Below are 22,844 nucleotides of genomic sequence, written 5' to 3' on the forward strand. Positions count from 1 at the left end.
TCAGCCCAGCGCCAGTTCCGCCCAGATCGTCTTGCCGTCGTCCGTGTGGCGGCTGCCCCAGCGCTCGGTGAGCTGGGCGACGAGAAGGAGTCCGCGACCGCCCTCGTCGAAGGTCTTGGCCCGGCGCAGGTGCGGTGCCGTGCTGCTGCCGTCCGACACCTCACAGATCAGCGTGGCGTCGTCGTGGATCAGGCGCAGCCTGATGGGCGGACTGCCGTGCCGGATGGCGTTCGTGACGAGTTCGCTCACCACGAGTTCGGCCGCGAACGCCGCCTCGTCCAGGCCCCAGACATCCAGCTGTTCGACCGCGTACTTCCTGGTCCTGGCCACCAGGGCGGGGTCAGTGGGAACGTCCCAGGTTGCCACCCGTGAGGCCGCCAGGCCCTGGGTGCGGGCCAGCAGGAGGGCCACGTCGTCCGCCGCACCCTCAGGGGGAAGCAGGGTCTGGACGAGATCGTGGCACGTCTCGTCCAGCGAACCGGCGGATCGCGACAGCACCTGATACAGGAGCTCATAGCTCGCGTCGATGTCCCTGACCCGGTTTTCGATCAGGCCGTCGGTGCACAGAGCGAGCACGGTGCCTTCGGGCAGTTCGCACTCCACGCGCTCGAAGGGCAGTCCGCCCACGCCCAGCGGCGGACCCGCGGGGACGTCGATCCGCTGCGGGGAACCGCCCGGGACGACCATGACAGGTGGCGGATGGCCGGCCCTGGCGAACGAGCAGTGGCGCGAGACCGGGTCGTACACCGCGTACAGGCAGGTGGCGCCCACCTCGCCGGCGGCCTCTCCGTTGCCGGCCTCCGCGGAGAGCCGGACGACGAGGTCGTCCAGGTGTGTCAGCAACTCGTCCGGCGCCAGGTCGACGTCGGCGAGCGTGCGTACGGCTGTGCGGAGCCTCCCCATGGTGGCGGAGGCCTGGATCCCGTGGCCGACGACGTCACCGACCACCATGGCGACGCGCAGACCGGACAGCGGAATGACATCGAACCAGTCCCCGCCCACCTCCGCGCGGGCCGCCGGCAGATAGCGCGAAGCCGCCCGCAGCGCCGCCGTGCGGGGCAGCGTCTGCGGCAGCAGGCTGCGCTGCAGGGCCAGTGCGGTCTCGCGTTCGCGGGAGAACCGGCGGGCGTTGTCGACGCAGACCGCCGCCCTGGCCGTGATCTCCTCGGCCAGCAGGGCGTCGTCGGCGGTGAAGGGTTCCGGACTGCGGTACCGCACGAACACGGCCACGCCGAGTGTGGCGCCGCGGGCCCGGATCGGGACCGACATCGCCGAGTGCACGCCGTACTCCTTGACCCGCTCACTGCGCAACTCGTCCCCTGCGAGCCATTCCTGGAGGGCGGTGACCGGGTCCGACCTCACGATCGTCCGGCCGGCCAGCAGGGAGTCGGCCTGCGGTGACGAGGCCGGATACGCGTCGACCTCGCCCGGCTGGACCACCGCTTCGGGGGATCCCGGCGTGATCGACCGATGGGCGGCGCGGCGCAGGACGACAGGCACGGCCGGTGTCCCCGTCCGCCGCTCCCCGTCGTCGTCCAGCGGGTGCATGAGGTCGACGCTCACGAAGTCGGCGAGAGAGGGTACGCACACATCGGCCAGTTCCTGGGCGGTGCGCGTGACGTCGAGGGTGGTGCCGATGCGGATGCTCGCCTCGTTGACCAACTGCAGCCGCCGGCGGGCCAGGTCCTGCTCCGTGATGTCGTGGGCGGCCAGAGAGACACCGATGACCAGCCCATCGGCGTCGGTCAGCGGCGTGAATCTCGCCGACCACGCGTGTGCGTGCTCCTCGCCACCCGTGCGTAAGTGGATGTCCACGTCCTGCCGTTGCCCGGTGAGGAACACCCGGCGCAGGTGCTTCTCCAACTCCACGCTCTGCCGCTTGCCGCCGATCTCCGTGAGCCGCAGGCCGCGTATGCGCTCCTCGGGCAGGCCGATGACGCGTTCCATCGCCTCGTTGATCCTGTGCAGCCGTAACCGCGCGTCGTAGACCGCCATGGCGCAGGGGGACTGCGCCAACACCGCTGTCGACAAAGGGTCGTCCGGTGGCAGTGGACCTCTCTCCTCAAGAGGGCAGACGACCAGCCAGTCGCTGCTGTCGCCGAGTTCCGGCCGACTGCGATGGGCGAGCAGCCACACGGACAGCTCATGGCCGTCGCGGTGGGACAGGGTGAGCGTGCCGCTCCAGCGTTCGGTCTCCGGCTCGGGGAGCACGACCTTGCTGCCTGGGGCCAGCAGCTGCCCCGCGGGCCGGCCGACGACGTCCGGAGCTGTGTGACCCAGCAGTTTTTCGGCACCCTCGCTCCACTCGGCGATGGTGCCGGTGCTGTCGATGACCACCTGTGCCGAACAGGCCTCGTCCTGTGCCTGTGCCGAACGGGCCTCGTCGTATGAGGCCTTCGGGCGTTTGCCTGCTGCGTCCTTGTGCCAGCTCATCGTTTGCCGGTCTCGTTTCTCCCGCCCCCGAGATGTTGAGCCATGGAATGCACGTGCCCACAGCGAACAAAGTTATCGTTCTGAGACTAAGACGCGGGCCGGGGCCACTGCAGCCGTATGGCCGAACTGGCTGCCTTCGCGCGCGGCAACGAGCGGCGCCCGGGGCAAGGCCCCGGGCGCCGCTCCATCGTGGGGAGTTGGGCCGTCAGCCGAAGATGATGCCGTAGGCCTTGCTGCCGGTGAGGTTGTCGTAGAGGACGTCGCCGGTGGTCTTCTTCCAGATCTTGATGCGGTACGTGTCGGGGGAGTTGGTGACGGTGATACGGAAGCCGTAGCCGCTGGTGCCGTTGACCGTGCCGGAGCCCTGGTACTGGGCATCGGCGCCGGTGACCACCAGCCAGTCGGAGGAGGTGGAACGGAACTTCAGCTTGGCGGCCGCGTAGTCGAAGGTGGCGCCGCCGCTCGGGACGGTGGCCCCCTTCTTGTACGTGGCGCCGAAGGAGAAGCCCGCCGGACCGGTCAGGGTGGGCTTGGCGGGGTAGGCGCCGGCCGGGGAGGAGATCACGCCGACGCCCGCGATCGGCCCGGCCGCCCGGTCGTACACGATCAGTTCGGGGAGCTTGGCGCTGTCCGAGCCACCGTCGTCGTCCGTGACCGTGATCTCCGGGCGGTGAATGCCCGCCTTGGTGTAGGTGTGGGTGGCTTCGCAGCGGGAGCCGCTGACCGTTCCGGTGGCCGGTTCGGTGCCGTCCTTCCAGTCGACCCGGCAGGTCTGGGTGTCGCCGGAGCCGAGGTCGGTGAAGTCGGCCGTGACGACCGCGCTCCTGCCCGCCGCCACCGGGTCCTTCGGGCCCGTACCCGCCGTGATCACCGGCGCCGCGTTGTCCACCGTGACGGTGAGCGTGTCACTGCCGCGGCCGCCGGTCAGCGTGACCTCGTACGTGCCGTCGTCGTCGCAGGTGATCGTGGTCAGGATGGCGTCGGGGTCGGAGAAGGCGCAGGGCGCTCCGTCCTCCACCGTCCACTTCGGGTCGCCGGCTCCGGAGATGGTGCCGGTGAGCGGGATCGCGCCGCCCTCGGTGCCGGCGGCGTCGGGCCCGGCGCGGACGATGGTGACCGGGTCGATGCTCGCCAGTGTCGGTACGACCTTCTTGATCAGGCCGTCGGAGTCGAACTCCAGCTTGTCGATGGTGGTTTCACGGTGGGTGCCGTCACCGCCGGGGATGGCGAACCGGTGGTAGGCGATGTACCAGTCGTCGGTGTTCGGCACCTTCACCACCGAGTGGTGGCCGGGCCCCTTGATGCCGAGCGAGAGGTCCTTCTCCAGGATCACGCCCTTCTTGGTCCAGGGACCGGTCGGCGAGGATCCGGTGGCGTAGGCGACGCGGTAGTTCTCGTCCCGCGTGTCGTTCTCCGACCACATGAAGTAGTAGGTGCCCTTGCGCTTGATGACGAAGGTGCCCTCGTTGTAGCCGCTGGGGGTGATGTCGGTGACCTTCGAGGCGTCGAAGGAGACCATGTCGTCGTTCAGGGGGACGACGTACGCCCGGCCGTTGCCCCAGTAGAGGTACGACTGGCCGTCGTCGTCGGTGAAGACCGCCGGGTCGATCATCTGGCCGGTGTAGGCGCCGCGGGCGACCAGCGGCTTGCCCAGGGGGTCCTTGAACGGGCCGGTGGGCGAGTCGGAGACCGCGACGCCGATGTTGGTGTCGGCGGAGAAGTAGAAGTAGTACTTCCCGTTCTTCTCCTCCATCGTCGGCGCCCAGGCCCGGCTGTCGGCCCAGCTGATGTCCGGACCGAGGTCGAGGATGACTCCGTGGTCCTTCCAGTGCACCAGGTCCTTGGAGGAGTACGCCTTGAACTGCGTGCCGCTCCAGCCCGGGAAGCCGTCGGTGGTCGGGTAGATGTAGAAGGTGTCGCCGAACCTGACGATGTTCGGGTCGGCGTTGAGTCCCGGCAGGACCGGGCTCTTCATCTCGAGGGCCCGGACCGTCCAGGTGCGCTTCTTGCCGTCCGAGCCGGTCACCTCGTACGTCACCGGCTCGGTGAAGTCGTGGAGCGAGCCGGACGCGGGGCTGATGGTCGCGCCGTGGGCGAGGCCGAACTCCGGTGCCAGGGCGGTCACATCACTGCCCTCGGTCAGCGGGAGCGTGATCCTGCTGTCCGCGTCGTCGATGATCGCGTCGACCTTCAACGCGGGGTGGGTCGCCGAGGCGATACCCGTGGTGTTTCCGCTGAGCTCCAGGATCTCGGCGGGCGACAGGGCCCGGTTGTAGATCCGGAAGTCGTCCACCTCGCCGCCGAAGTACGGGTCGGGGGAGTACATGGACCTGCCGATGTAGCCGGAGTAGCCCTTCGACGCGTCGTACATCTCGGACGGTTTGATGGTGACCCCGGTCGCCCGGGCCGCCTCGGCGCCGTCGACGTAGAGGACCGCCGTCTCGGTCGCGCCGTTCACCGTGACGGTGACGTGCTTCCACGCACCGGGGGTGAGCTGCGAGCCGCCGATCATCTGCTTCTCACCCGACCAAGTGGCCTTGGTGATCGCGGAGAAGACCTTGCCTGCGCCGTTGGACGGGGTGGCGAAGAGGTACTTGTTGCTGTCCGGGCCCAGCCCGAAGAGCCACTGGAAGTTGTCCCCGCCTTTCCACTTCACGTACGTGGAGACGGTGACGCTGTCAGCGCCCTTCAGCACGCCGTTCGGGATCCTGACGTACGGGGAGGTGGTGGAGGAGCTGGAACCGCCGGACATCCTGAAGGAGCCGTCCTTCACCCCCGTTCCGAAGTCGGGCGTACGGACGTACGTGCCGTGGTAGCCGTGCCCGCTGGAGTCACGCGCGATGTTGCCGCCGGTCTCGTCGAAGTCGTAGCGGAGCAGCAGGTCGGCGGGCACGTCGGGGCCCTCCGCCGAGACCGTGACCTCTGCCTTGGCCGTGAGCGCGGCGCCGTCGGGCAGGGTGCCCGTGACCGTGAAGGTGCCGGCCTGCGCGTAGGCCGAGGCCGGGACGTCGTCCCAGGTGACGGAGACCGGGCGCTTGACCCCGTCGGCGTACTCGGCGATCACGGTTCCCGGCAGGACCGGGGCGTCACCGACGCGCGTCTTCACCGAGACGTCCTCGACGGACTCGACGAGCTGGTCGGGCTGGTAGGCGCGCAACAGCCGGTCGTACTCGGCCTGCGTGACCGGAAGCACCGTGCCGTGGCGGGGCTTTGACGGCAGGTCATATCCCGTGGACGGAGTCCAGTTGCCCGAAGCGAGGTCCGTCGTCTCGAAGGGGATGTAGCCGCGGCCGCCGAACTCGTCGAGGAACGCGTACCACTTCTCCTCGGTGTTGGACTTGAAGACCAGCGGTCCCTCGGCGGCGCTCATCGCGTCCTTGCCGATGCCCTCCTTGACGAAGTCCCAGGACAGGTCGAGGAGCGAGTCGCTCTTCTCCTCGAAGATGAACTTGCTGTACGGGGTGGAGGACGTGTTGTTCCGCTCGTCCTTGGACAGACGGTAGTACGTCCCGTCGTGCTTGATCACCGTGGAGTCGATGACCGAGTAGCCGCGGTCGATCCAGACCTTGGGCTCGCTGAAGGTGTGGAAGTCGCGGGTGGTGGCGTACATCATGCGGTTGTACGTGTCGCCGGAGTGCGCCTCGTTGTCGTACAGCTTCGACGCCCAGAAGACGACGTACTCGCCGCGCTCGGCGTCGTAGAAGGCCTCCGGCGCCCAGGTGTTGCCGGCCGCGTCGGGCGAGACCTTGACCAGACGCTGGTCGGTCCAGTTCACCAGGTCGGTGGACTCCCAGACCATGATGGACTTGCTGCCGGTGCGCTGCGAGGCGTCCCAGCCGTTGCCGTCGTAGATCCGCAGGTCGGTGGCTATCTGGTAGAACTTGTCGCCCTCGGGGGAGCGGATGATGAACGGGTCGCGCAGACCCTTCTCACCGAGCGTGGACGTCAGGACGGGCTTGCCGTCGTTCAGCTCCCGCCATTTCAGCGGGTCGTTGCCCTTGCTGAGGGCGGCGTAGAGCTGTTCGCCGTCCGAGGTGCCCTCGCCGGTGAAGTAGCTGAACATATAGCCCTTGAGGGGCTCCTTGGCGGGGAGTTCGTGCACCTGGGCGGTGAACGCCCGGGTCGCCTTGGCGTCCCCCTTGGTGACGGTGGCGGTCAGCTCCACGGTGGTGTCGCCGTCGCCGTGCGCGGGGCGGTTCACCACGCCGTCGGCGGACACGATGTCCGGCTTGGCGGAGGACCAGGCGACCTTCGTGCCGTAGTCGCCGGTCGCGGGGAGGGTGAGGTTGCCGCGTACGTCGTCGAGGTTGTGGACGGACAGCGCGTCGGCGGCCTGCCGGGTCGCCATGGCGTCGTCGAAGGCGGCGGGGACCGTGATGTCGAAGGTCTTGGTGTCGGTCACGGGTCCCTTCTTCAGGGTTGCCGTGAGCGTGGCGTGGCCGTCCGGTTCGCCGGCGGCCGGGCGGGTCACGGCGCCGGAGTCGGAGACCACGGAGGGGTTGTCGCTCTTCCAGCTGATCGTGGAGCCGCCGGCCGCGCCGGCTTTCGGCAGCGTCAGGTCCGAGACGACGGCGCTGGTGTCGCCGAGGGTGAGAGCGGCCTTGTCGGCGGCGACGCCCTCGGTGGCGACGGGGAGGGAGAGCTGCTCGACCTCCGAGCCGGCCAGCGCCCTGTCGTACACCCGGAAGTCGCGGATCTTGCCCTTGAAGAGCTTGTCGCTGGTGTAGACGGACTTGCCGATGTAGTTGGCCGTCGTGGTGCCGGAGCCGATGGAGCCGGGGGTGACGGAGACCGACGTGTTGCGGGCCACCTCCACGCCGTCCTCGTACAAGACGCCCGTGGTGCCGGTCTGGGTGTACGTGACGTGCTTCCAGACGGAGCGCTGCAGGGCGGCGGAGCCCGTGGTGGTCTTCTCGGTGGACCAGTTCCCGGACGCGATGGAGGTCCGGAACGAGTTGCCGGTGGTGAACAGATAGCCGTTGCCGACGCCGTTGCTGGTGTTGCCGAAGCCGTAGATGAAGTACGGGGTGGTCTGGGTGGAGTCGATCTTCACGTCCATCGAGACGGAGATCGAGTCCATGCCGCTCATGATGTTGTCCGGCACCTTGATGTAGGTGTCGGAGCCGTTGAAGGCGAGCCCCTCACCGTTGCCGGACCAGCCGGCCGCACCGTTCAGCGTGCCGGTCCGCCCGTTGCCGGACGCGTCGGTCACGGTGGTGCCGGAGGCGGCGTCGAGCTTGTACCAGAGGGCCAGGCCATCGGTGATCTCCGCCGCCTGCGCGGGGGCGACGGGTCCGGCTAGACCCAGGAACAGCGACGCGGCGGTCAGTCCGGCGAGACGGCCCGCCCAACGTCTCGCGCGGCTGCGAGGCCATTCGATCTGCGGCATATTCAAGTCTCCTCTTTGAGACATCGCTCAAGGCACGACGAGAGGGCGGGTGGCGGGCCCTGACCCTGAGCACCCTGCTGTTTCGTCCGAGTGACGTCGTGTTGCGAGAGTGTCAGCCGGTGTGTGGTGGACCGTCAAGAGTTTTCGAACGACGTCCGACTGGCCGAACGAAATGTTCTGTGTCACGGTCTCCTCGCCGTGGACCTCTCTGGGCGACAGCCGCCCTGTGCACCGCCCGCACCAGCCGCTCGTTCTCCGGAGCCGCGCCGCCCGGGAACGACATACGGCGCCGGGTGTAGCCGTAGGCCAGGCCGCTGCGCGGGTCGGCGAAGGCCTGGGTGCCGCCCGCGCCGCTGTGGCCGAAGGCCCCGGCGCCGAGGAACGGGTACCAGTTCTCCGCCGTGGCCTGGAAGCCGAGCCCGTACGCCTTGTGGGCGCGCATCACCAGGTCGAAGCCGATCGAGTGGACCTGCCCGGCCTCGGCGATCGTGTCCGGCTTCAGCAGTGGCGCCCGGCCGCCCACCCGGCTGATCGCCGCCGCGTACATCCCCGCGAGCCCGCGCGCGGAGGCGACACCGCCCGCCGACGCCTGGCCCTTGGCGCGCACGGTACGGGAGTTGGCGAAGCCCTCCAGCGTTCCGGGCTCCGGCACATGCTCGTTGAACGCGATCGACGTGAGCGTGTGCGGGCCGGTGGGCCTGGCGTCCAGTACGGCCTGTTGCTCGGCCGTGGGCACCAAGGGCTGTACGGAGCGGAAGCGGGGCTCCTCCGCCTCGGGCAGCCCCAGGAAGAAGTCCAGCTCGTACGGGGCGCGGATCCGCTCCTCGTACACCTCCTGGAGCGTACGGCCCGTGGCCCGCCGTACGACCTCGCCCGTCAGCGCACCGATCACGAGCGCGTGATAGCCGAAGGCGGTGCCCGGCCGCCAGAACGGGCGTTGGCCCGCGAGCCGTTCGGCGACCGCGCGGTCGTCGGCGAGCTCGTCGTCCGTGAAGCCCGCGTCGGAGCCGACCACGCCCGCGCGATGCGCGAGCAGCTCGCGCAGGGTGATCGCCGATTTGCCCTCGGCCGCGAACTCCGGCCAGTACCGGGCCAGTTCACGGTCGAGTTCCAGCGTTCCGTCCTGCACGAGGAGGGCGACCACCAGATGGGCCGCCCCCTTCGTGGACGAGAAGACACCGAACAGCGTCTCACCGTCCGTCTCCGCACCGGCCCAGAGATCGACGACCCGCCGCTCTTGGACGTACGCGCTCAACTGGCCGGCGAAGTCCGGGGGTTCGGCGGCCACGACGGCCGCGAACTCGTCGCGCACCGCTTCGTAGCCCTCGGCGACGCTGCCGTGGATCTCAGGGGTCATCCGTATCCTCGATTCGTTGTGCCTGTCGTGCCTGTCGTGCCTCAGGTGTTCAGCGGGACACCGTCAACAAGGCTCGCGCCACCTGTGGGAATCCCCCCTTCGGATGGGCGCGGAAGAGGGGTTCCGTGCCGAACAGGACGGCGTGCGGGCCGCTGACGACCGAGGCCTGGCCCGCTGCCTGCCCGGGGCCGCCGGTGCCGTCGTCCAGGGGGCGCCAGTGGCCGGAGACCAGAGGGTTTCCGACAGCGTACGACTGCTCCACGCGGACTGAGGAGCCGAGATCCGTGAACCACATGGGGGTGTAGACGAAGCTGTGGTCCGGAGCGCCCTGCGTGACGCCGCCGCGTGAATTGACCACGCGCACCACGCCGTTGGCATCTCCATTGCCCTCGACCGGCTTGACGGCGAGCAGATCCGCGGCGGCGTTGAGCGCGGCTCCGGTGGCTCCGCGGCCGACGAGGCCCTCGCGGGCGAGGAAACCGTCCAGGGCGGTACGGGAGGCCGTGTTGAGGTCCTCGTGGTCGAGTCCGGCCGACGCGAACAGGACGTCCGCCTTCGACCAGTCGAAGCCCGCGTTGAGGATCGCCGTCGAGACGGGGGTGACGTCGAAGTTCATCTCGCGGAGGGCGAGGAGCTCACCGGGGGTGACGGCCGCGGCGACGCGTACGCGGTGGAGCGGGGTGCCGCCGGTGGCCTTCGTCGCGTCGAAGGCGACGTCGTACTTCTTGGCGAGTGCTGCCGCCTTCGTCCGGGCCGACCCAGGAACGATCGCACTGCCGTCGCTCGACCGGCGTACCGAAACCCCTTCTCCGAGAAGGGAGTTGAGGGCCGCGATCTCACGGGCGTCGTCCAGGCGCAGACGGAGATTGCCGTACGGGGCGACATAGCCGACGCGCGCGGCCTCGTGGACCCTGCGGGACGGGACGGAGAAACCGCCGGTCCGTACGTCCGTGACCGTCGCGCCCCACAGGCGGCCCAGGCTCCATCCGGAGATGTCGTACATCGTCGACACCTTGTCGCTGATGTCCCGCCCGTCCGCCAGCATCACATTGGCGAGACCGCGCTTGGGCTGGCGCATGTCGATGACGTACGAGCCCTTCGCGTACGACGTGCCGCCCAGCCTGAAGCCCTTTGTGGCGCGCCGGACTTGGACGTCGTTGGCGAGCAGATGGTCGACGAGACGGGCCGCGGCGGTGGCCGAACGCTGATTGCCGCCGGACGGAATGACGTACGCGCGTGGGAAGTCGGTCGTGTAGACGTCCTCGGGTCCGATGCCCGGAACGCCCGGCACCGTTTCGGGCGAGACAGGGATTTGCGCGGCACCCGTCGCGCCGCGCCGGAAGGCCTCGATCTGGTCGGCGATGAGTGAAGCGCGGTGCTTCTGGGCGTAGTTGAGAGTGGCGTCCATCGCCGCGCCCGCCACATCCACGTTGATCGCCGAGCGACGGCGCAGTTCGGCGACCGGGAGCTCGTCGTACTCCTCGTTGTTCACCGCGAGCGGGATCTCGACCGTGTGCGCGGCGACCGTGCCGTGGAAGGCCGCGTACTGCGGGGTGAAGATCGGCGGCCAGTCGTCCCAGCCTTCCTCCTGGTCGCGGAAGGGGATCTGGACAGGCTCCACGCCGTCCTTCTCGGGTGTGTAGCCGAGGCCGTTGACGGCGGACTCCATGCCGAGGGCGTTGGCGTAGGTGTTCTTGAGGAAGAGGTCGTACTCGTAGTTCTCGCCGTGCGGGGGAGTGGTCGGCTCGATGAGCGTGCCGTTGACGTAGCCGTGCAGGTCGAGCATGACGGCCGGCTGCTTGTCGATCTCGATCTGCCGCATCGCGCGGGTCTCGGGCTGCGAGGCGGTGACGAAGTCGCGGTTCAGGTCGAAGCCGCCTGCGTTGGCGCGGGTGCCGGCGATGCGGCCGTCGGGGTTCGCGGTGATGTTGAAGTACAGGCGGTGCTGGGCGAGAAGGCCGGTGGTGTCCTTGTCCTTGGCCTTCGCGAGCCGTTCGATGAGCTTGAGGGCGGCGTCGGTGCCCTCCCATTCGTTGCCGTGGATGTTGTTGTTGAAGAAGACGGGCGTTTTGTACGCGGCTTTTAAGGCGGGGTCCCTGGCGGCGGCCTGGGGTGCGTTCTCGATGAGTTCGCGCATACGTTCCTGAGCGCGGGCCTGCTTCGCCGACTCCGGGGCGGTGACGGTGACCAGGTACAGGCGGTGACCGCCCGCCGAACGGCCCGCGATCTCCACGCTGACGCGGTCGCCGAGCTGTTGGAGGGCGTTCAGCTTCGGGGCGATGGCGTGGTACGGGGTGAGGCCGAGCTTGATGGACTTGTCCGCGGGGTTCTGCGGGTCCGGGGTGAGGGTCTGCTCGCGGGGGTAACCGCGGGCGTCTGTGGTGAGGTCGGGGGCGGGGGAGGTGAGGTCCCGGTCGGTGGTGCTCTCGGGCACTCTGGCAGCTCTGTCGGCTTCCTCCGAGGTGGCTCCGGTCTCCCTCTCGCGGGTCGGGGGCCGGGGCACCGGGTCGGCTAAGGCGCCGTGTGGGCTGAGCAGGAGCGCTGCCGCCGCGGTGGCTGTGGCGGTGGCGATCAGGGCGGGTCTCGGTAGACGCACGCGTACCTCCTGTTAATCGGTACCGGGAGGTGTACCGGTTCGATTCCCTTGCAACAAGAGGGCGTTGGCGTGAGCGAGCGGGCATGCTGTGAGTGGGCGTCGGCGCGACGGGGGCCGGGCGCTGGAGCGCAGGGCGTGAGGCGAGGAGTAGTCCATGGCAACCATTCCGTCGCTCCCCAGCAGGGATGACGTGGCGCGTATCGCACGGAACACGACCGATATCACCGGCCAACTGCTGGACACCGCGGGCAATATCACCCGTATTGCCATCAACACCTTTGATCCGCGCGACGGTTCCGGGGCGGAGGCGTTGCGAGTACTGCGGGAAACCACGGCCGAACTGGCTGAGGCCAGCGCGTCACCGCAGGCGCAGGAAGCCTTCTACCGCATCGTGGACACGCTGACGCGCCTCGGCACGAGCGGGGCACCGCTCGCCACCCACCCCGTCAGTGAACCCGCACAGGCGCTGCTCGCGGCGCTGGGCGACAGCCTGCTGCCGGTCCTCGACGCGGTGGGCCCGGCGCTGGAGGAGGCGGCGGAGGCGTTGGGGGAACTGGTGGAGGCAACGTCGCCACTGCTCCCCGCGGCGGCCGGGCTGGCGGCGGGCACACTCCTCGCCCTGGCCCCCCTGGTACGGACCGCAGCAGACGTACTCCGGGACTCGTCCCCCGAGCTCCGCCGCATAGCCGACGCACTGACGGCCGCGCTGGCTCCGCTACTGCCCTTGCAGGTGGCCCTGGCGGAACGAGCCGCTGCCGCGGGCGCGGGCGTCGTTCGCGCGACACTCCCGCCCCTGGCCGACCTGACAGAGGCGACAGCCGCCGCGCTCAAGGCGGGCCGCCCGCTCCTGATCGCCGGTGAGGAGTTCCTGGTGTCCAGCCTGGAACACCTCCAGCCCCTGCTTCTGGCGTCCGCCTCCCGGGCGGGTCGGGTGGCCCGGGAGGCGGCGATCCGGGCCTCCGCGGCGATGTCGCCTGCGGCGGAGCCGGGAGTCGTGGTGGCCGTGCAACCGGTGTGAGGTGCGCGCGGCGGTACGAGCACCGCCGCGGGCGAGTGACGCCGGTGGCCGGGCGCGAGGACCCCGATAGGGTGCCCCCATGCATGATCTGCGCGTGGGGTTCAGCTACTTGGGGCAAGGGCAGCGTTGGGTGGCCCGGCATGGGAAGCAGTTCGGGGTTGGGCTGATCCCTGGGCTCATCACGCTTGTGCTGTACATGGGCGCCCTGGTCACCCTGGTGCTGTGGGGGAGCGACCTCGTCTCCTGGGCCACCCCCTTCGCCGACGACTGGGACAGCCCCTGGCTGGGACTCTTCCGCGGGTTCCTTACCGTCGTGCTCTTCGCGCTCGCCCTCCTCCTCGCCGTCGTCACCTTCACCGCCGTGACCCTGCTCATCGGGCAGCCCTTCTACGAGAACCTCTCCGAGAAGGTGGACCGGGACGTCTCGCCTGACGGGACGGCGCCCGAGTCGGGGCTGTCGTTGTGGCGGGAGTTGGTGATCTCCGGGCGCGACAGTCTGCGGATCGTCGTCAGGGCGGCGGGGTGGGGTGTGTTGCTCTTCGCGCTCGGGTTCGTTCCCTTTGTCGGGCAGACAGTCGTGCCGGTGATCGGGTTCTTCGTCACCGGGTTCTTCCTGACCGAGGAGCTGACGGCGGTCGCGATGCAGCGCCGTCGCGTCGAACTCCGCGAACGCCTCCGTCTGTTGCGCGCCCGGAAGGCCCTGGTGTGGGGCTTCGGCACACCCCTCGCCCTTGCCTTCGTCGTGCCGTTCGTCGCGGTGTTCCTGATGCCCGGAGCGGTCGCGGGCGCCACGCTGATGGCCCGCGACCTGCTGGGCGAGCAGACCGGAGAGGGAGAAGACGAGGGAGAGGGCGGGGGGCAGGTTCGGGGCGACTCCGTCACCTGGTGATCTGCCGATCCGCGTCCTGACCTACCGTGACGCGTCCGCCGCCACCCTCACGATCTCCCGGACCTGCGCGATGATGTCCAGCCGGTTCTGGACGAACTGCGGATCCGTGACCGTACCCGTCGCCGGATCCGTGTTGCCCGTGCCGAACTGGAGAACCGGCGTGTGCACATGCCCGCCGGGCAGCGAGCCGCGCAGGCCGAGGCGGTCGCGCAGTAGCGTCGCGCGGTACGCGATCTCGTTGGAGAGGTAGTTCCCGCCGCCTCCGGCCCGCGCCGTCGAACCCGGCGTCGGTCCCCCGGGACGTACGACCGGATCCGTGCCGCCCGCCGGGATCTCGGTCACCTCCGTGTTGTCGTACACGGGGAAGCGACCGGTACTCGCGGCCACAATTTCCTTGTACGGCAGGGTCGTCGGCGTCCATTGCGGCTGCGAGTCCGGGTCCTTCACCGGGATGGTCTCCGTGCGCGAGAGGTTCGCGTTGTCGGGGAAACCGCCCCGCCAGGCGCCGTTGGTGCGCTCGATGTCGAAACGGCCCACGCGCCCCTGGCTGACCGTGGTGAACAGGTCGACGCGGGGGAGGTACGGGCGCAGCGTCCGCTCCACGGTGCCTTCGGTGAAGTCCTGCCAGCGGACCGGGAAGAGCGCGGTCTCGATACGGGCCGGGCCATCCGCCGTCTTGATCACCGTGCCGTCGAGCGCGAGGGCGGTGGCCCCGGAGGGGTTGGAGATCCGTACGTCGCGGTCCAGCGTGAACGGGTCGAAGCCGGTGACCAGGATCCGCTTGACGCCCTTGCGATTCGGATAGCGGATGGTGTCCTGGCCTCGGGACGTTCGCTCAAGTGACGTGAGCAGCTTGGTGCGTTGGGTATCGGTAAGGCCGAACTCCGGCTCCCACTGGCGTACTTCCCGCGTCATGCCCAGCCGCGCCCAGTACAACGGACGATCGTCGTCCCGGCTCAGATCACCGCCCGCTGAACCCCTGCCCTGTGCCCGGTCCACCGCCCGGCGCCACAGCTCCCCACCATGTCGTACGACCAACCGCTCGGCCTGCGTGTACGACCGCGCCGTGCCCAGCGCCCGTGCCAACTCCGGTGCCACCGCGTCGAATCCGGAGCGGCGCAGGATCTCCTGGGGCGCCGCCCTGTCGAGGCGCTGTTCCTCCACGGTGAGCGGGGCCGTGGGCTCCTCGGCGGGCGCGGCCAGCGCTGGCGGGGTCGCGAGGCCTGCGAGGACGGCCGCCACTCCAAGGGCGCCGAGCCGAACACGTATATAAGTCAAGGGAGTTCAGGTCCTTCCGTCACGCGAAACGCCAGGATGGCGGAAGTATCGCGTGACGGATGGGGCGTACGCCATGGGGCACGGTCACCGAGCCCCCTGCGTCAACTCCCCTTCTCACCAAGCAGCGTGAGGAAGTCCCGGAACGCACCGGGCATGTCCACCTTCTCCGGAGCCAGCAGCCACTGGTACTGAAGCCCGTCCATCACCGCGACGAGCAGCGGAGCCGCACGCTCCGGCGTGAGTCCGCTCGGCAGTCGCTCGCCGTACTCGCAGCGCAGCACTGCCGCCATGTTCGCGCGCACGGCCTCGTACCGGCCGGTGAAGAACTCGCGTGCCGGATGCTCCTCAGTCACGCTCTCGCCGAGCAGTGCCGAGAAGGTCTGCACGATGCCCGCACGCATCGCGTTGTAGTCGACGAGTGAGGCGAGCAGGTCGAGGCGCCATTGGGAGTCCGGCATCGCGTCCCACTGGTCGCGCTCCTCCAGGACGGCGACGAGCATGGCCTCCTTCGTCGGGAAGTAGTGCAGCAGCCCCTGCTGGGTGAGCCCCACCCGTTCGGCGACCGCACCCAGGCTCGCCCCCCGGTATCCACGCTCGGCAATCACCACCAAGGCGGCCCGGAGAATCTCCGCGCGCCGCTCGGCACCCTTGATTGCCCTGGTCGTCGTCATATGGCCACCGTACGACATGCACGCGACGTGCGTGAAGATTCACGTAACGGCCAGATAACGAAACCTACCTATCTACAGGTGACAGGTGCACGATGGACGGACGGGACGGAGGTCGTCAATGAGGAGGCACCGGCATGGCGGGAATGCAGGGCAATCAGGGCAACCAGTCGGCCGACCAGGCGCGCGAGGCCGTGGTCGAAGCCGCGCTCGACAGGCTCGACCTCGACGCGAAGGTGCGGTTGCTCGCAGGCCAGGACACCTGGTCCCTGCCCGCCCTGCCCGAGATCGGCCTGAAGTCCCTGGTCATGTCCGATGGCCCGATCGGCGTACGAGGCGTGCGCTGGACCGCCGACGACCCGTCCGTCGCGCTGCCCTCCCCGACCGCGCTCGCCGCCACCTGGGATCCTGAACTCGCCCGCAGGGCAGGGGTGTTGCTCGCCCAGGAAGCCCGCCGCAAGGGCGTGCACGTCCTGCTCGCGCCCACCGTCAACCTCCACCGGTCGCCGCTCGGCGGGCGCCACTTCGAGGCGTACAGCGAGGACCCGTATCTGACAGGGCGGATCGGCACCGGGTACGTCAGCGGTGTGCAGGAGGGCGGCGTCGGCACCACCGTCAAGCACTTCGTCGCGAACGACGCCGAGACCGACCGCTTCACGGTGAACAACCTGATCTCCGAACGCGCCCTGCGAGAGCTCTACTTGGCCCCCTTCGAGGCCATCGTCGCCGGCGCCCGCCCCTGGGGGGTCATGACCGCCTACAACTCGGTCAACGGCACGACGATGACCGAGCACCGCCGGCTCGTCGACGAAGTCCTGCGTGGTGAATGGGGCTTCGACGGCATCAACGTCTCCGACTGGACCGCCGCCCGGTCCACCGTCGCCGCCATCGACAGCGGCCTCGACATCGCGATGCCCGGCCCACAGACCGTGTACGGCGAGGCTCTCGCCCAGGCAGTACGGGAGGGGCAGGTCGCGGAGGCCAAGATCGACGCGGCGGTACGGAACGTGCTGCGGCTCGCCGCCCGCACCGGCATCCTGGAGGGCGCCGAGCCCGCCGTCACCGAGCTGCCCGGGACAGCTGACGGCGAGACCCTGGCCCGCGAGATCGCCCGCCGCTCCTTCGTCCTCGTACGCAATGAAGGCGGCCTTCCGCTGCCCGAAGGACACCGGGTCGCCCTGATCGGCGCCGCCGCCCGCGACGCCCGCGTCCTCGGCGGCGGGTCCGCCACCGTCTTCCCCGCCCGGATCGTCTCCCCGCTCGACGGACTCACCGCCGCCTTGCCCGAGGGCGCCGTCACGTACGCGGTCGGCGCCGACCCGAACGAGGAACTCACCCCCGCCGACCAGGGTTTCGAGCTGCGCGTCATCTGCCGGGACGGCGACGGCAACGTCATCGGGACGACGCCGGCAGCCGGCGGCCACCTCCAGTGGATGGGCAACGACCTCCCCGAAGGCGTCACCTACGACACCCTGCACAGCGTCGAGCTGACCGGCACCTTCACCCCGCGTGAGAGCGGCCCGCACACGTTCGGCGTCCGGGGCCTGGGCGAGTTCACGCTGACGGTGGACGGCACCACCTACTTCGACGGACCCCAGCTCCCAGCCGAGGACGCCGACCCGTTCCAGGCCTACTTCGCGCCCCCGGTGCCGCGCGCCGAGGCCGAACTGCGGGCGGGCGAACCGGTGGAGGTGTCCCTCAAGCACGCCGTGACCCTGCCCGAGGGCGTCGCCATGAGGGCCATCGCCTTCACGTTCGCCCACCAGGAGCCGCAGCGCGACCCCGACGAGCTGATCGCCGAGGCGGCCGAGGCCGCCCGCGCCGCCGACACCGCCGTCGTCGTGGTCGCCACCACCGAGCGCGTGGAGTCCGAGGGCTTCGACCGGAAGGACCTGCGGCTCCCCGGCCGCCAGGACGACCTCGTCCGCGCGGTCGCGGCCGCCAACCCGAACACCGTCGTGGTCGTCAACTCCGGCTCCCCGGTGGAACTGCCCTGGCGTGACGAGGTCGCCGCCGTACTGCTCGACTGGTTCCCGGGCCAGGAGGGTGGCGCCGCGCTGGCGGACGTGCTCACCGGCGCATACGAACCGGGCGGCCGACTGCCCACCACCTGGGGCTCGCTGACGGACGCCCCGGTCACCCAGGTCACTCCGGTGGACGGTGAACTCCCTTACACCGAGGGCGTGTTCATCGGCTACCGCGCCTGGCAGAAGGAAAGCAGGACCCCCTCGTACGCCTTCGGCCACGGCCTCGGCTACACCGACTGGACCTACGAGTCGGTCAAGGTCGAGGGCAGCACGGCCACCGTCCGCGTCACCAACTCCGGTACGCGCGCGGGCCGCGAGGTCGTCCAGGTCTACCTCGCGCCGACGGGGGCCGACTCCGAGCGTCCGGTCCGGTGGCTCGCCGGGTTCGCGGGTGTCGAGGCCGGGCCCGGCGAAAGCGTCGAGGTCGGTGTCGAACTTCCGCGCCGGGCCTTCGAGATCTGGGACGAGAACGCGAACTCGTGGGCGTTCGTGAAGGGTTCGTACGAGGTGGAGGCGGGGCGGTCGATCGCGGACCTTCGGGTCACGACGACGATCGACGTGTGACGGCAGAGGGACCCCTGCGGGCCCCTGCGCGCCGCGTCCGTCAGCCGGTCGGCAGTTTCAAGTCGGCCGGCTTCGGGGCCGTCACCACGCGATACGCCATCTCCGCCAGGAGTTTCTGGCCACTGGTGCTCGGGTGGAACCAGTCCACGGTGCTCAACTGCGCAGCGTCGAAGCGGTACTTGTATACGGCCCCGGTGTCGAAGCGGCACAGCTTGTCCTTCGCGCACACATCTTCCAGTACGGCGTTGTACTCCTTGACCCGGTCCTGCACGCTGTCGCGCCGCGACGTCGACACCGCGCCCAGGTCGTCCGGGTCCGCCAGCATCGAGGGACAGATGCCCAGCTTCCACAGGCGCTTGCTGGCCTCGCTGGTCCGGCCGATCGACCACAGCCGCTTCAGATCGGGCACGCTCGCCACAAACACCTGGGTCTTGGGCGACGCCTCGCGCAGCGTGCTCATCGCGTCCTCGAACTGGGCGCGGAACTCCGGCACCGGTGTCATGGCGGCCACCGTCGGCTGGCAGGCGTCATTGGCGCCGGCCAGCACCGTCACCAGTTCCGGCTTCCTCGTCGCCGCCTGAGACATCTGGTCGTCCAGCTCGGCCATCTGGGCGCCGGTCTTCGCGTAGTTCCAGCTCCGCTGGGCGGCCCCGGACTTCCCGAGCAGCCGCAGCGCGAGGCTGCTGACCTTCGCGTCGGTGCCGGTCGCCCAAGAGACCTCGGGGCAGTCGGACAGTGCCTCGCAGGCGTCGAAGGCACGCGTGATGGAGTCGCCGACCGCGGCGATCGAGTTCGGGGCGCGGTCCCAGGTGGGGGCGGGTTTCGAGGACGGCTTCGACCGCGAGGTGCTACCGGTGGGGGCTGCTTCGTTGCCGCCTACCGCGTCACAGCCGGCTGTTCCCACGATGCCGAGAAGCGCCGCCGCCGCTGTGACGGCAACGGCACGTGATCGGTAGCCACGTTTCCGCATTCCCGGATCTCCTCGCTAGTCGTGCAACGGTAACCCGTCGTTCTGGCGTCCTCCGAGTAGCTGTGTTCTTCCGGAGGACGCGTAATCCATGTGCGGCTACGCCGCGGGCCGGACCCCCGGCCGAGGCTCCGAACGCGCGTCCCGCCGGGTGAAACATACGTGTTTCGGGGCGCTGGGACCGACGGTACGTCACACTCCTTGCGCCCTCGCGCGGTAGCCTCGCCAAGTGGCTGCCCGCCACCGAGGTTCCGCCAAGTTACAAGATGTCCCGCTCTGCCCGGAGGTCCCAGTGACGACACGTGGAGTTCTCTACGTGCACTCCGCGCCGCGTGCGCTGTGCCCACACGTCGAATGGGCAGTCGCGGGCGTGCTCGGCACACGCGTCAACCTGGACTGGATCCGGCAGCCCGCGGCGCCAGGCACCTGGAGATCCGAGTTCTCCTGGCAGGCAGAGGCCGGCACCGCCTCCAAACTGGCCTCGGCACTGCGCGGCTGGCAGATGCTGCGCTTCGAGGTCACCGCCGAGCCGTCCGCCACCGCCGAGGGCGAGCGCTACAGCTGCACCCCTGACCTGGGCATCTTCCACGCCGTCACCGGTATCCACGGCGACATCCTGATCCCCGAGGACCGGCTGCGCGCCGCCCTCGTCCGCGCCCAGAGCGGCGAGACGGAACTGGAGTCCGAACTCACCAAGCTCCTCGGCAAGCCCTGGGACGACGAACTGGAGCCCTTCCGGTACGCGGGCGAGGGCGCCCCGGTGCGCTGGCTCCACCAGGTGGTCTGACGCCTGCTCACACACGTGCGAAGGGCGCCCACCAATCGGTGGGCGCCCTTCGTCACGTAGACGCACATCACACTGCGTACGACCGGAAATCGCTCTCCGGCGGCTGGAATCCGCCCGATCAGACGGTTCGGAACGCCAGTACCACGTTGTGTCCGCCGAAGCCGAACGAGTCGTTCAGCGCGGCGATGCGGCCCTCGACGGGGAGCTTGCGGGCCTCGCCGCGGACGACATCGGCGTTGGCCTCGGCCTCCGGGTCGAGGTTCTCGATGTTGATGGTCGGCGGGGCCACCCGGTGGTACAGGGCGAGCACCGTCGCGACCGACTCCACGCCGCCCGCGCCACCGAGGAGGTGACCCGTCATCGACTTGGTGCCGGAGACCGCGAAGTGGTCGGCCTCGTCACCGAAGACCTTGCGCAGCGCCTTCAGTTCGGCGACGTCGCCGGCCGGGGTCGAGGTGGCGTGCGCGTTCACATGCACGATCTCGGCCGGGTTGAGGTCGGTGTTGTCGAGCAGGTTCTGCAGGGCGTGCGAGATGCCGAGGCCCTCGGGCTCCGGCTGCACGATGTCGTGGCCGTCGGCGGAGATGCCCTGGCCGACCGCCTCCGCGTAGACGCGGGCACCGCGCTTGGCGGCGTGCTCGGCCGACTCAAGGACGATGACGCCCGCACCTTCACCGAGCACGAAGCCATCGCGCGCCGTGTCGTAGGGGCGCGAGGCACCCTGCGGGTCGTCGTTGTTCTTGGACATCGCCATCATGTTGCCGAACGCGGCGATGGGCAGCGGATGGATGGCCGCCTCCGTGCCACCGGCGACGACTACGTCGGCGCGGCCGGTGCGGATCATCTCGATCGCGTAGCCGATGGCCTCGGCGCCCGACGCGCAGGCGGACACCGGGGTGTGCACGCCGGCGCGGGCACCCACGAGGAGACCCACGTTGGCGGACGGGCCGTTCGGCATCAGCATCGGAACGGTGTGCGGGGAGACGCGGCGTACGCCCTTCTCCTTCAGTACGTCGTACTGGTCGAGGAGCGTGGTGACGCCGCCGATGCCGGAGGCGATGACCGCGCCCAGCCTGTTCGGGTCGACGTCAGCGCCCTCGCCCGCCTTGTCGGTGTAACCGGCGTCCGCCCAGGCCTCCTTGGCCGCGATCAGCGCGAACTGCGCCGAGCGGTCGAGGCGGCGGGCCTGCGGCCGGGGGATGACCTCGGTCGGCTCCACGGCAATCGGAGCCGCGATACGGACCGCCTGCTCGGCGGCCCACTCCTGTTCCAGGGGCTTGACACCGGAACGACCGGCGACGAGACCCTCCCAGGTCGAGGCTGCGTCGCCACCCAGCGGTGTGGTTGCGCCGATACCGGTGACGACCACGGTGCGATTGGTCGGGCTCACGGGAATTCTTTCTCCAACGTTTACGAGGATCAGCGGCGCCACCGCCGGGTGGCGGGGCCTTCAGCGCCCGGGGCTCAGCGGCCTGCTCAGCCCTGGTGCTTGAGGATGTACTCGGTGGCGTCGCCGACCGTCTTGAGGTTCTTGACGTCGTCGTCCGGGATCTTGACGTCGAAGCGCTCTTCGGCGGCGACGACCACCTCGACCATGGACAGCGAGTCGACGTCCAGGTCGTCGGTGAAGGACTTGTCCAGCTGGACGTCCTCGGTGGGGATCCCGGCGATCTCGTTCACGATGTCGGCGAGACCGGCGACGATCTCTTCCTGAGTGGCGGCCATGTGAGGCGCTCCTTCGTAGATATCCAGAGGGTGTGGCGCCCGCCGCGTCAGCGGCAGGTGTTGCGTTGTCCGTGCCGGGTCCGGGGACCTGGCACGGGGTGCCTAGGGGAGGGTAACGACCGTCGCGGCGTACACGAGACCCGCCCCGAAGCCGATGACGAGCGCGGTGTCGCCGCTCTTCGCCTCGCCGGTCGCCAGGAGCCGCTCCATCGCGAGCGGGATCGAGGCGGCCGAGGTGTTGCCGGTGGTGCGCACGTCACGCGCGACCGTGACGTGCTGCGGCAGTTTGAGTGTCTTCACCATCGAGTCGATGATCCGCTCGTTGGCCTGGTGGGGAATGAAGACGTCCAGGTCGTCCGGGGTGATTCCGGCCGCGTCCAGCGCCTGCTGAGCGACCTTCGCCATCTCGAACACGGCCCAGCGGAACACCGCCTGGCCCTCCTGCGTGATCGCAGGGAACTTGATCTCGCCCTTGGAGTCGAGCGGAAGCTGGGACACATCGCCTACCCGGAAACGGTCCCAGGGCACGGTCTGCTTGATCGTGTCGGCCTTGTCGCCCTCGGAGCCCCAGACGGTCGGGCCGATGTGCGGCTCCTGGGAGGGGCCGACGACGACCGCGCCCGCGCCGTCACCGAACAGGAAGGCCGTCGCCCGGTCCTCCAGGTCGGTGAGGTCGGACAGCCGCTCCACGCCGATGACGAGTACGTACTCCGCCGAGCCCTCGACGACCATGCCCTTGGCGAGCGTGATGCCGTAGCCGAAGCCCGCGCAGCCCGCCGAGATGTCGAAGGCGGCGGCCTTGTTCGTGCCGAGTTTGTCGGCGATCTCGGTGGCGACGGCCGGGGTCTGGCTGAAGTGCGAGACGGTCGAGACGATCACGGCGCCGATCTGCTCGGCCGTGATCCCGGAGTCGGCGATCGCCTTGCCGGATGCCTCGATGGACATCGCGGCGACGGTCTCCTCGTCGGAGGCCCAGTGACGGGTCTCGATGCCGGAGCGCGAGCGGATCCACTCGTCGGAGGAGTCGATCGTCTCGAGGATCACCTCGTTCGGCACGACCCGGGTGGGACGGTAGCCGCCCACGCCCATGATCCGTGCGTACGGGGCGCCCTTGCTGGGCCTGATCTTCGACATGCTCTCGGGCTC

Annotated in this window: 14 protein-coding genes; 4 read left to right on the forward strand and 10 right to left on the reverse strand. The window is 69.5% G+C overall.

All coding sequences use genetic code 11. From position 1 onward, the window contains the following. The 4 genes from ACFYO0_RS08125 to ACFYO0_RS08140 form a co-directional block, all read right to left on the reverse strand. Positions 1–2,433: a SpoIIE family protein phosphatase gene (locus ACFYO0_RS08125; protein WP_388672418.1), complete on the reverse strand. Its 2,433-nt coding sequence runs from the start codon at positions 2,431–2,433 to the stop codon at positions 1–3. A gap of 205 nt (positions 2,434–2,638) precedes the next feature. Further along, positions 2,639–7,822: a family 43 glycosylhydrolase gene (locus ACFYO0_RS08130; protein ID WP_388672422.1), complete on the reverse strand. Its 5,184-nt coding sequence runs from the start codon at positions 7,820–7,822 to the stop codon at positions 2,639–2,641. Positions 7,823–7,934: 112 nt separating this feature from the next. Next, entirely contained in the window at positions 7,935–9,179 is a 1,245-nt protein-coding gene (locus tag ACFYO0_RS08135) for a serine hydrolase domain-containing protein (RefSeq protein ID WP_388672425.1), read from the reverse strand. A 49-nt stretch (positions 9,180–9,228) separates the two neighbouring features. Beyond that, on the reverse strand, positions 9,229–11,775 hold the full coding sequence (locus tag ACFYO0_RS08140) for a M14 family zinc carboxypeptidase (RefSeq protein WP_388672428.1): 2,547 nt from the start codon (positions 11,773–11,775) through the stop codon (positions 9,229–9,231). Between the two features lie 154 nt (positions 11,776–11,929). Between ACFYO0_RS08140 and ACFYO0_RS08145 the strand changes: the two genes are divergently transcribed. Further along, entirely contained in the window at positions 11,930–12,793 is an 864-nt protein-coding gene (locus ACFYO0_RS08145; RefSeq protein ID WP_388672431.1) for a hypothetical protein, read from the forward strand. A gap of 79 nt (positions 12,794–12,872) precedes the next feature. After that, the gene (locus ACFYO0_RS08150; protein ID WP_388672434.1) at positions 12,873–13,682 is read left to right on the forward strand and encodes an EI24 domain-containing protein; all 810 of its coding nucleotides are present in this window, start codon (positions 12,873–12,875) and stop codon (positions 13,680–13,682) included. A gap of 21 nt (positions 13,683–13,703) precedes the next feature. On the opposite strand, the gene ACFYO0_RS08155 is transcribed toward ACFYO0_RS08150, so the two are convergent. Together ACFYO0_RS08155 and ACFYO0_RS08160 are read right to left on the reverse strand one after the other, a co-directional pair. Continuing rightward, positions 13,704–14,960, reverse strand: coding sequence for a pyroglutamyl peptidase (locus ACFYO0_RS08155; RefSeq protein ID WP_388672438.1), 1,257 nt, complete (start codon positions 14,958–14,960; stop codon positions 13,704–13,706). Between the two features lie 101 nt (positions 14,961–15,061). After that, the gene (locus ACFYO0_RS08160) at positions 15,062–15,649 is read right to left on the reverse strand and encodes a TetR/AcrR family transcriptional regulator (RefSeq protein ID WP_388672441.1); all 588 of its coding nucleotides are present in this window, start codon (positions 15,647–15,649) and stop codon (positions 15,062–15,064) included. 125 nt (positions 15,650–15,774) lie between these two features. On the opposite strand from ACFYO0_RS08160, the gene ACFYO0_RS08165 reads away from it, so the two are divergent. Then, positions 15,775–18,219, forward strand: coding sequence for a glycoside hydrolase family 3 protein (locus tag ACFYO0_RS08165; protein ID WP_388672768.1), 2,445 nt, complete (start codon positions 15,775–15,777; stop codon positions 18,217–18,219). A 40-nt stretch (positions 18,220–18,259) separates the two neighbouring features. Here the strand turns inward: ACFYO0_RS08165 and ACFYO0_RS08170 are convergent, their stop codons facing one another. Continuing rightward, entirely contained in the window at positions 18,260–19,189 is a 930-nt protein-coding gene (locus ACFYO0_RS08170) for an SGNH/GDSL hydrolase family protein (protein ID WP_388672444.1), read from the reverse strand. Positions 19,190–19,478: 289 nt separating this feature from the next. Between ACFYO0_RS08170 and ACFYO0_RS08175 the strand changes: the two genes are divergently transcribed. Then, positions 19,479–19,973 (forward strand): DUF3145 domain-containing protein, encoded by a 495-nt coding sequence (locus tag ACFYO0_RS08175; RefSeq protein ID WP_386356620.1) that lies wholly within the window; start codon positions 19,479–19,481, stop codon positions 19,971–19,973. A gap of 118 nt (positions 19,974–20,091) precedes the next feature. Here the strand turns inward: ACFYO0_RS08175 and ACFYO0_RS08180 are convergent, their stop codons facing one another. From ACFYO0_RS08180 to ACFYO0_RS08190, 3 genes are all read right to left on the reverse strand, one after another. Then, positions 20,092–21,363, reverse strand: coding sequence for a beta-ketoacyl-[acyl-carrier-protein] synthase family protein (locus ACFYO0_RS08180; protein ID WP_388672446.1), 1,272 nt, complete (start codon positions 21,361–21,363; stop codon positions 20,092–20,094). A gap of 86 nt (positions 21,364–21,449) precedes the next feature. Next, positions 21,450–21,698: an acyl carrier protein gene (locus ACFYO0_RS08185; protein WP_119106693.1), complete on the reverse strand. Its 249-nt coding sequence runs from the start codon at positions 21,696–21,698 to the stop codon at positions 21,450–21,452. A 102-nt stretch (positions 21,699–21,800) separates the two neighbouring features. Further along, the gene (locus ACFYO0_RS08190; protein WP_388672448.1) at positions 21,801–22,832 is read right to left on the reverse strand and encodes a ketoacyl-ACP synthase III; all 1,032 of its coding nucleotides are present in this window, start codon (positions 22,830–22,832) and stop codon (positions 21,801–21,803) included. Between the last annotated feature and the right edge of the window lie 12 nt (positions 22,833–22,844).

The sequence above is a fragment of the Streptomyces sp. NPDC006365 genome (genome assembly GCF_042870755.1).
GTDB classification, from domain to species: Bacteria; Actinomycetota; Actinomycetes; order Streptomycetales; family Streptomycetaceae; genus Streptomyces; species Streptomyces xiangluensis.

What these genes read in the sequence shown, in the direction of transcription:
- ACFYO0_RS08130 (WP_388672422.1), bottom strand. Translation starts at nt 7,822, where the DNA reads ATGCCGCAGATCGAATGGCCTCGCAGCCGCGCGAGACGTTGGGCGGGC.
- ACFYO0_RS08190 (WP_388672448.1), bottom strand. Translation starts at nt 22,832, where the DNA reads ATGTCGAAGATCAGGCCCAGCAAGGGCGCCCCGTACGCACGGATCATG.
- ACFYO0_RS08170 (WP_388672444.1), bottom strand. Translation starts at nt 19,189, where the DNA reads ATGCGGAAACGTGGCTACCGATCACGTGCCGTTGCCGTCACAGCGGCG.
- ACFYO0_RS08150 (WP_388672434.1), top strand. Translation starts at nt 12,873, where the DNA reads ATGCATGATCTGCGCGTGGGGTTCAGCTACTTGGGGCAAGGGCAGCGT.
- ACFYO0_RS08165 (WP_388672768.1), top strand. Translation starts at nt 15,775, where the DNA reads ATGCAGGGCAATCAGGGCAACCAGTCGGCCGACCAGGCGCGCGAGGCC.
- ACFYO0_RS08125 (WP_388672418.1), bottom strand. Translation starts at nt 2,433, where the DNA reads ATGAGCTGGCACAAGGACGCAGCAGGCAAACGCCCGAAGGCCTCATAC.
- ACFYO0_RS08160 (WP_388672441.1), bottom strand. Translation starts at nt 15,649, where the DNA reads ATGTCGTACGGTGGCCATATGACGACGACCAGGGCAATCAAGGGTGCC.
- ACFYO0_RS08185 (WP_119106693.1), bottom strand. Translation starts at nt 21,698, where the DNA reads ATGGCCGCCACTCAGGAAGAGATCGTCGCCGGTCTCGCCGACATCGTG.
- ACFYO0_RS08145 (WP_388672431.1), top strand. Translation starts at nt 11,930, where the DNA reads ATGGCAACCATTCCGTCGCTCCCCAGCAGGGATGACGTGGCGCGTATC.
- ACFYO0_RS08135 (WP_388672425.1), bottom strand. Translation starts at nt 9,179, where the DNA reads ATGACCCCTGAGATCCACGGCAGCGTCGCCGAGGGCTACGAAGCGGTG.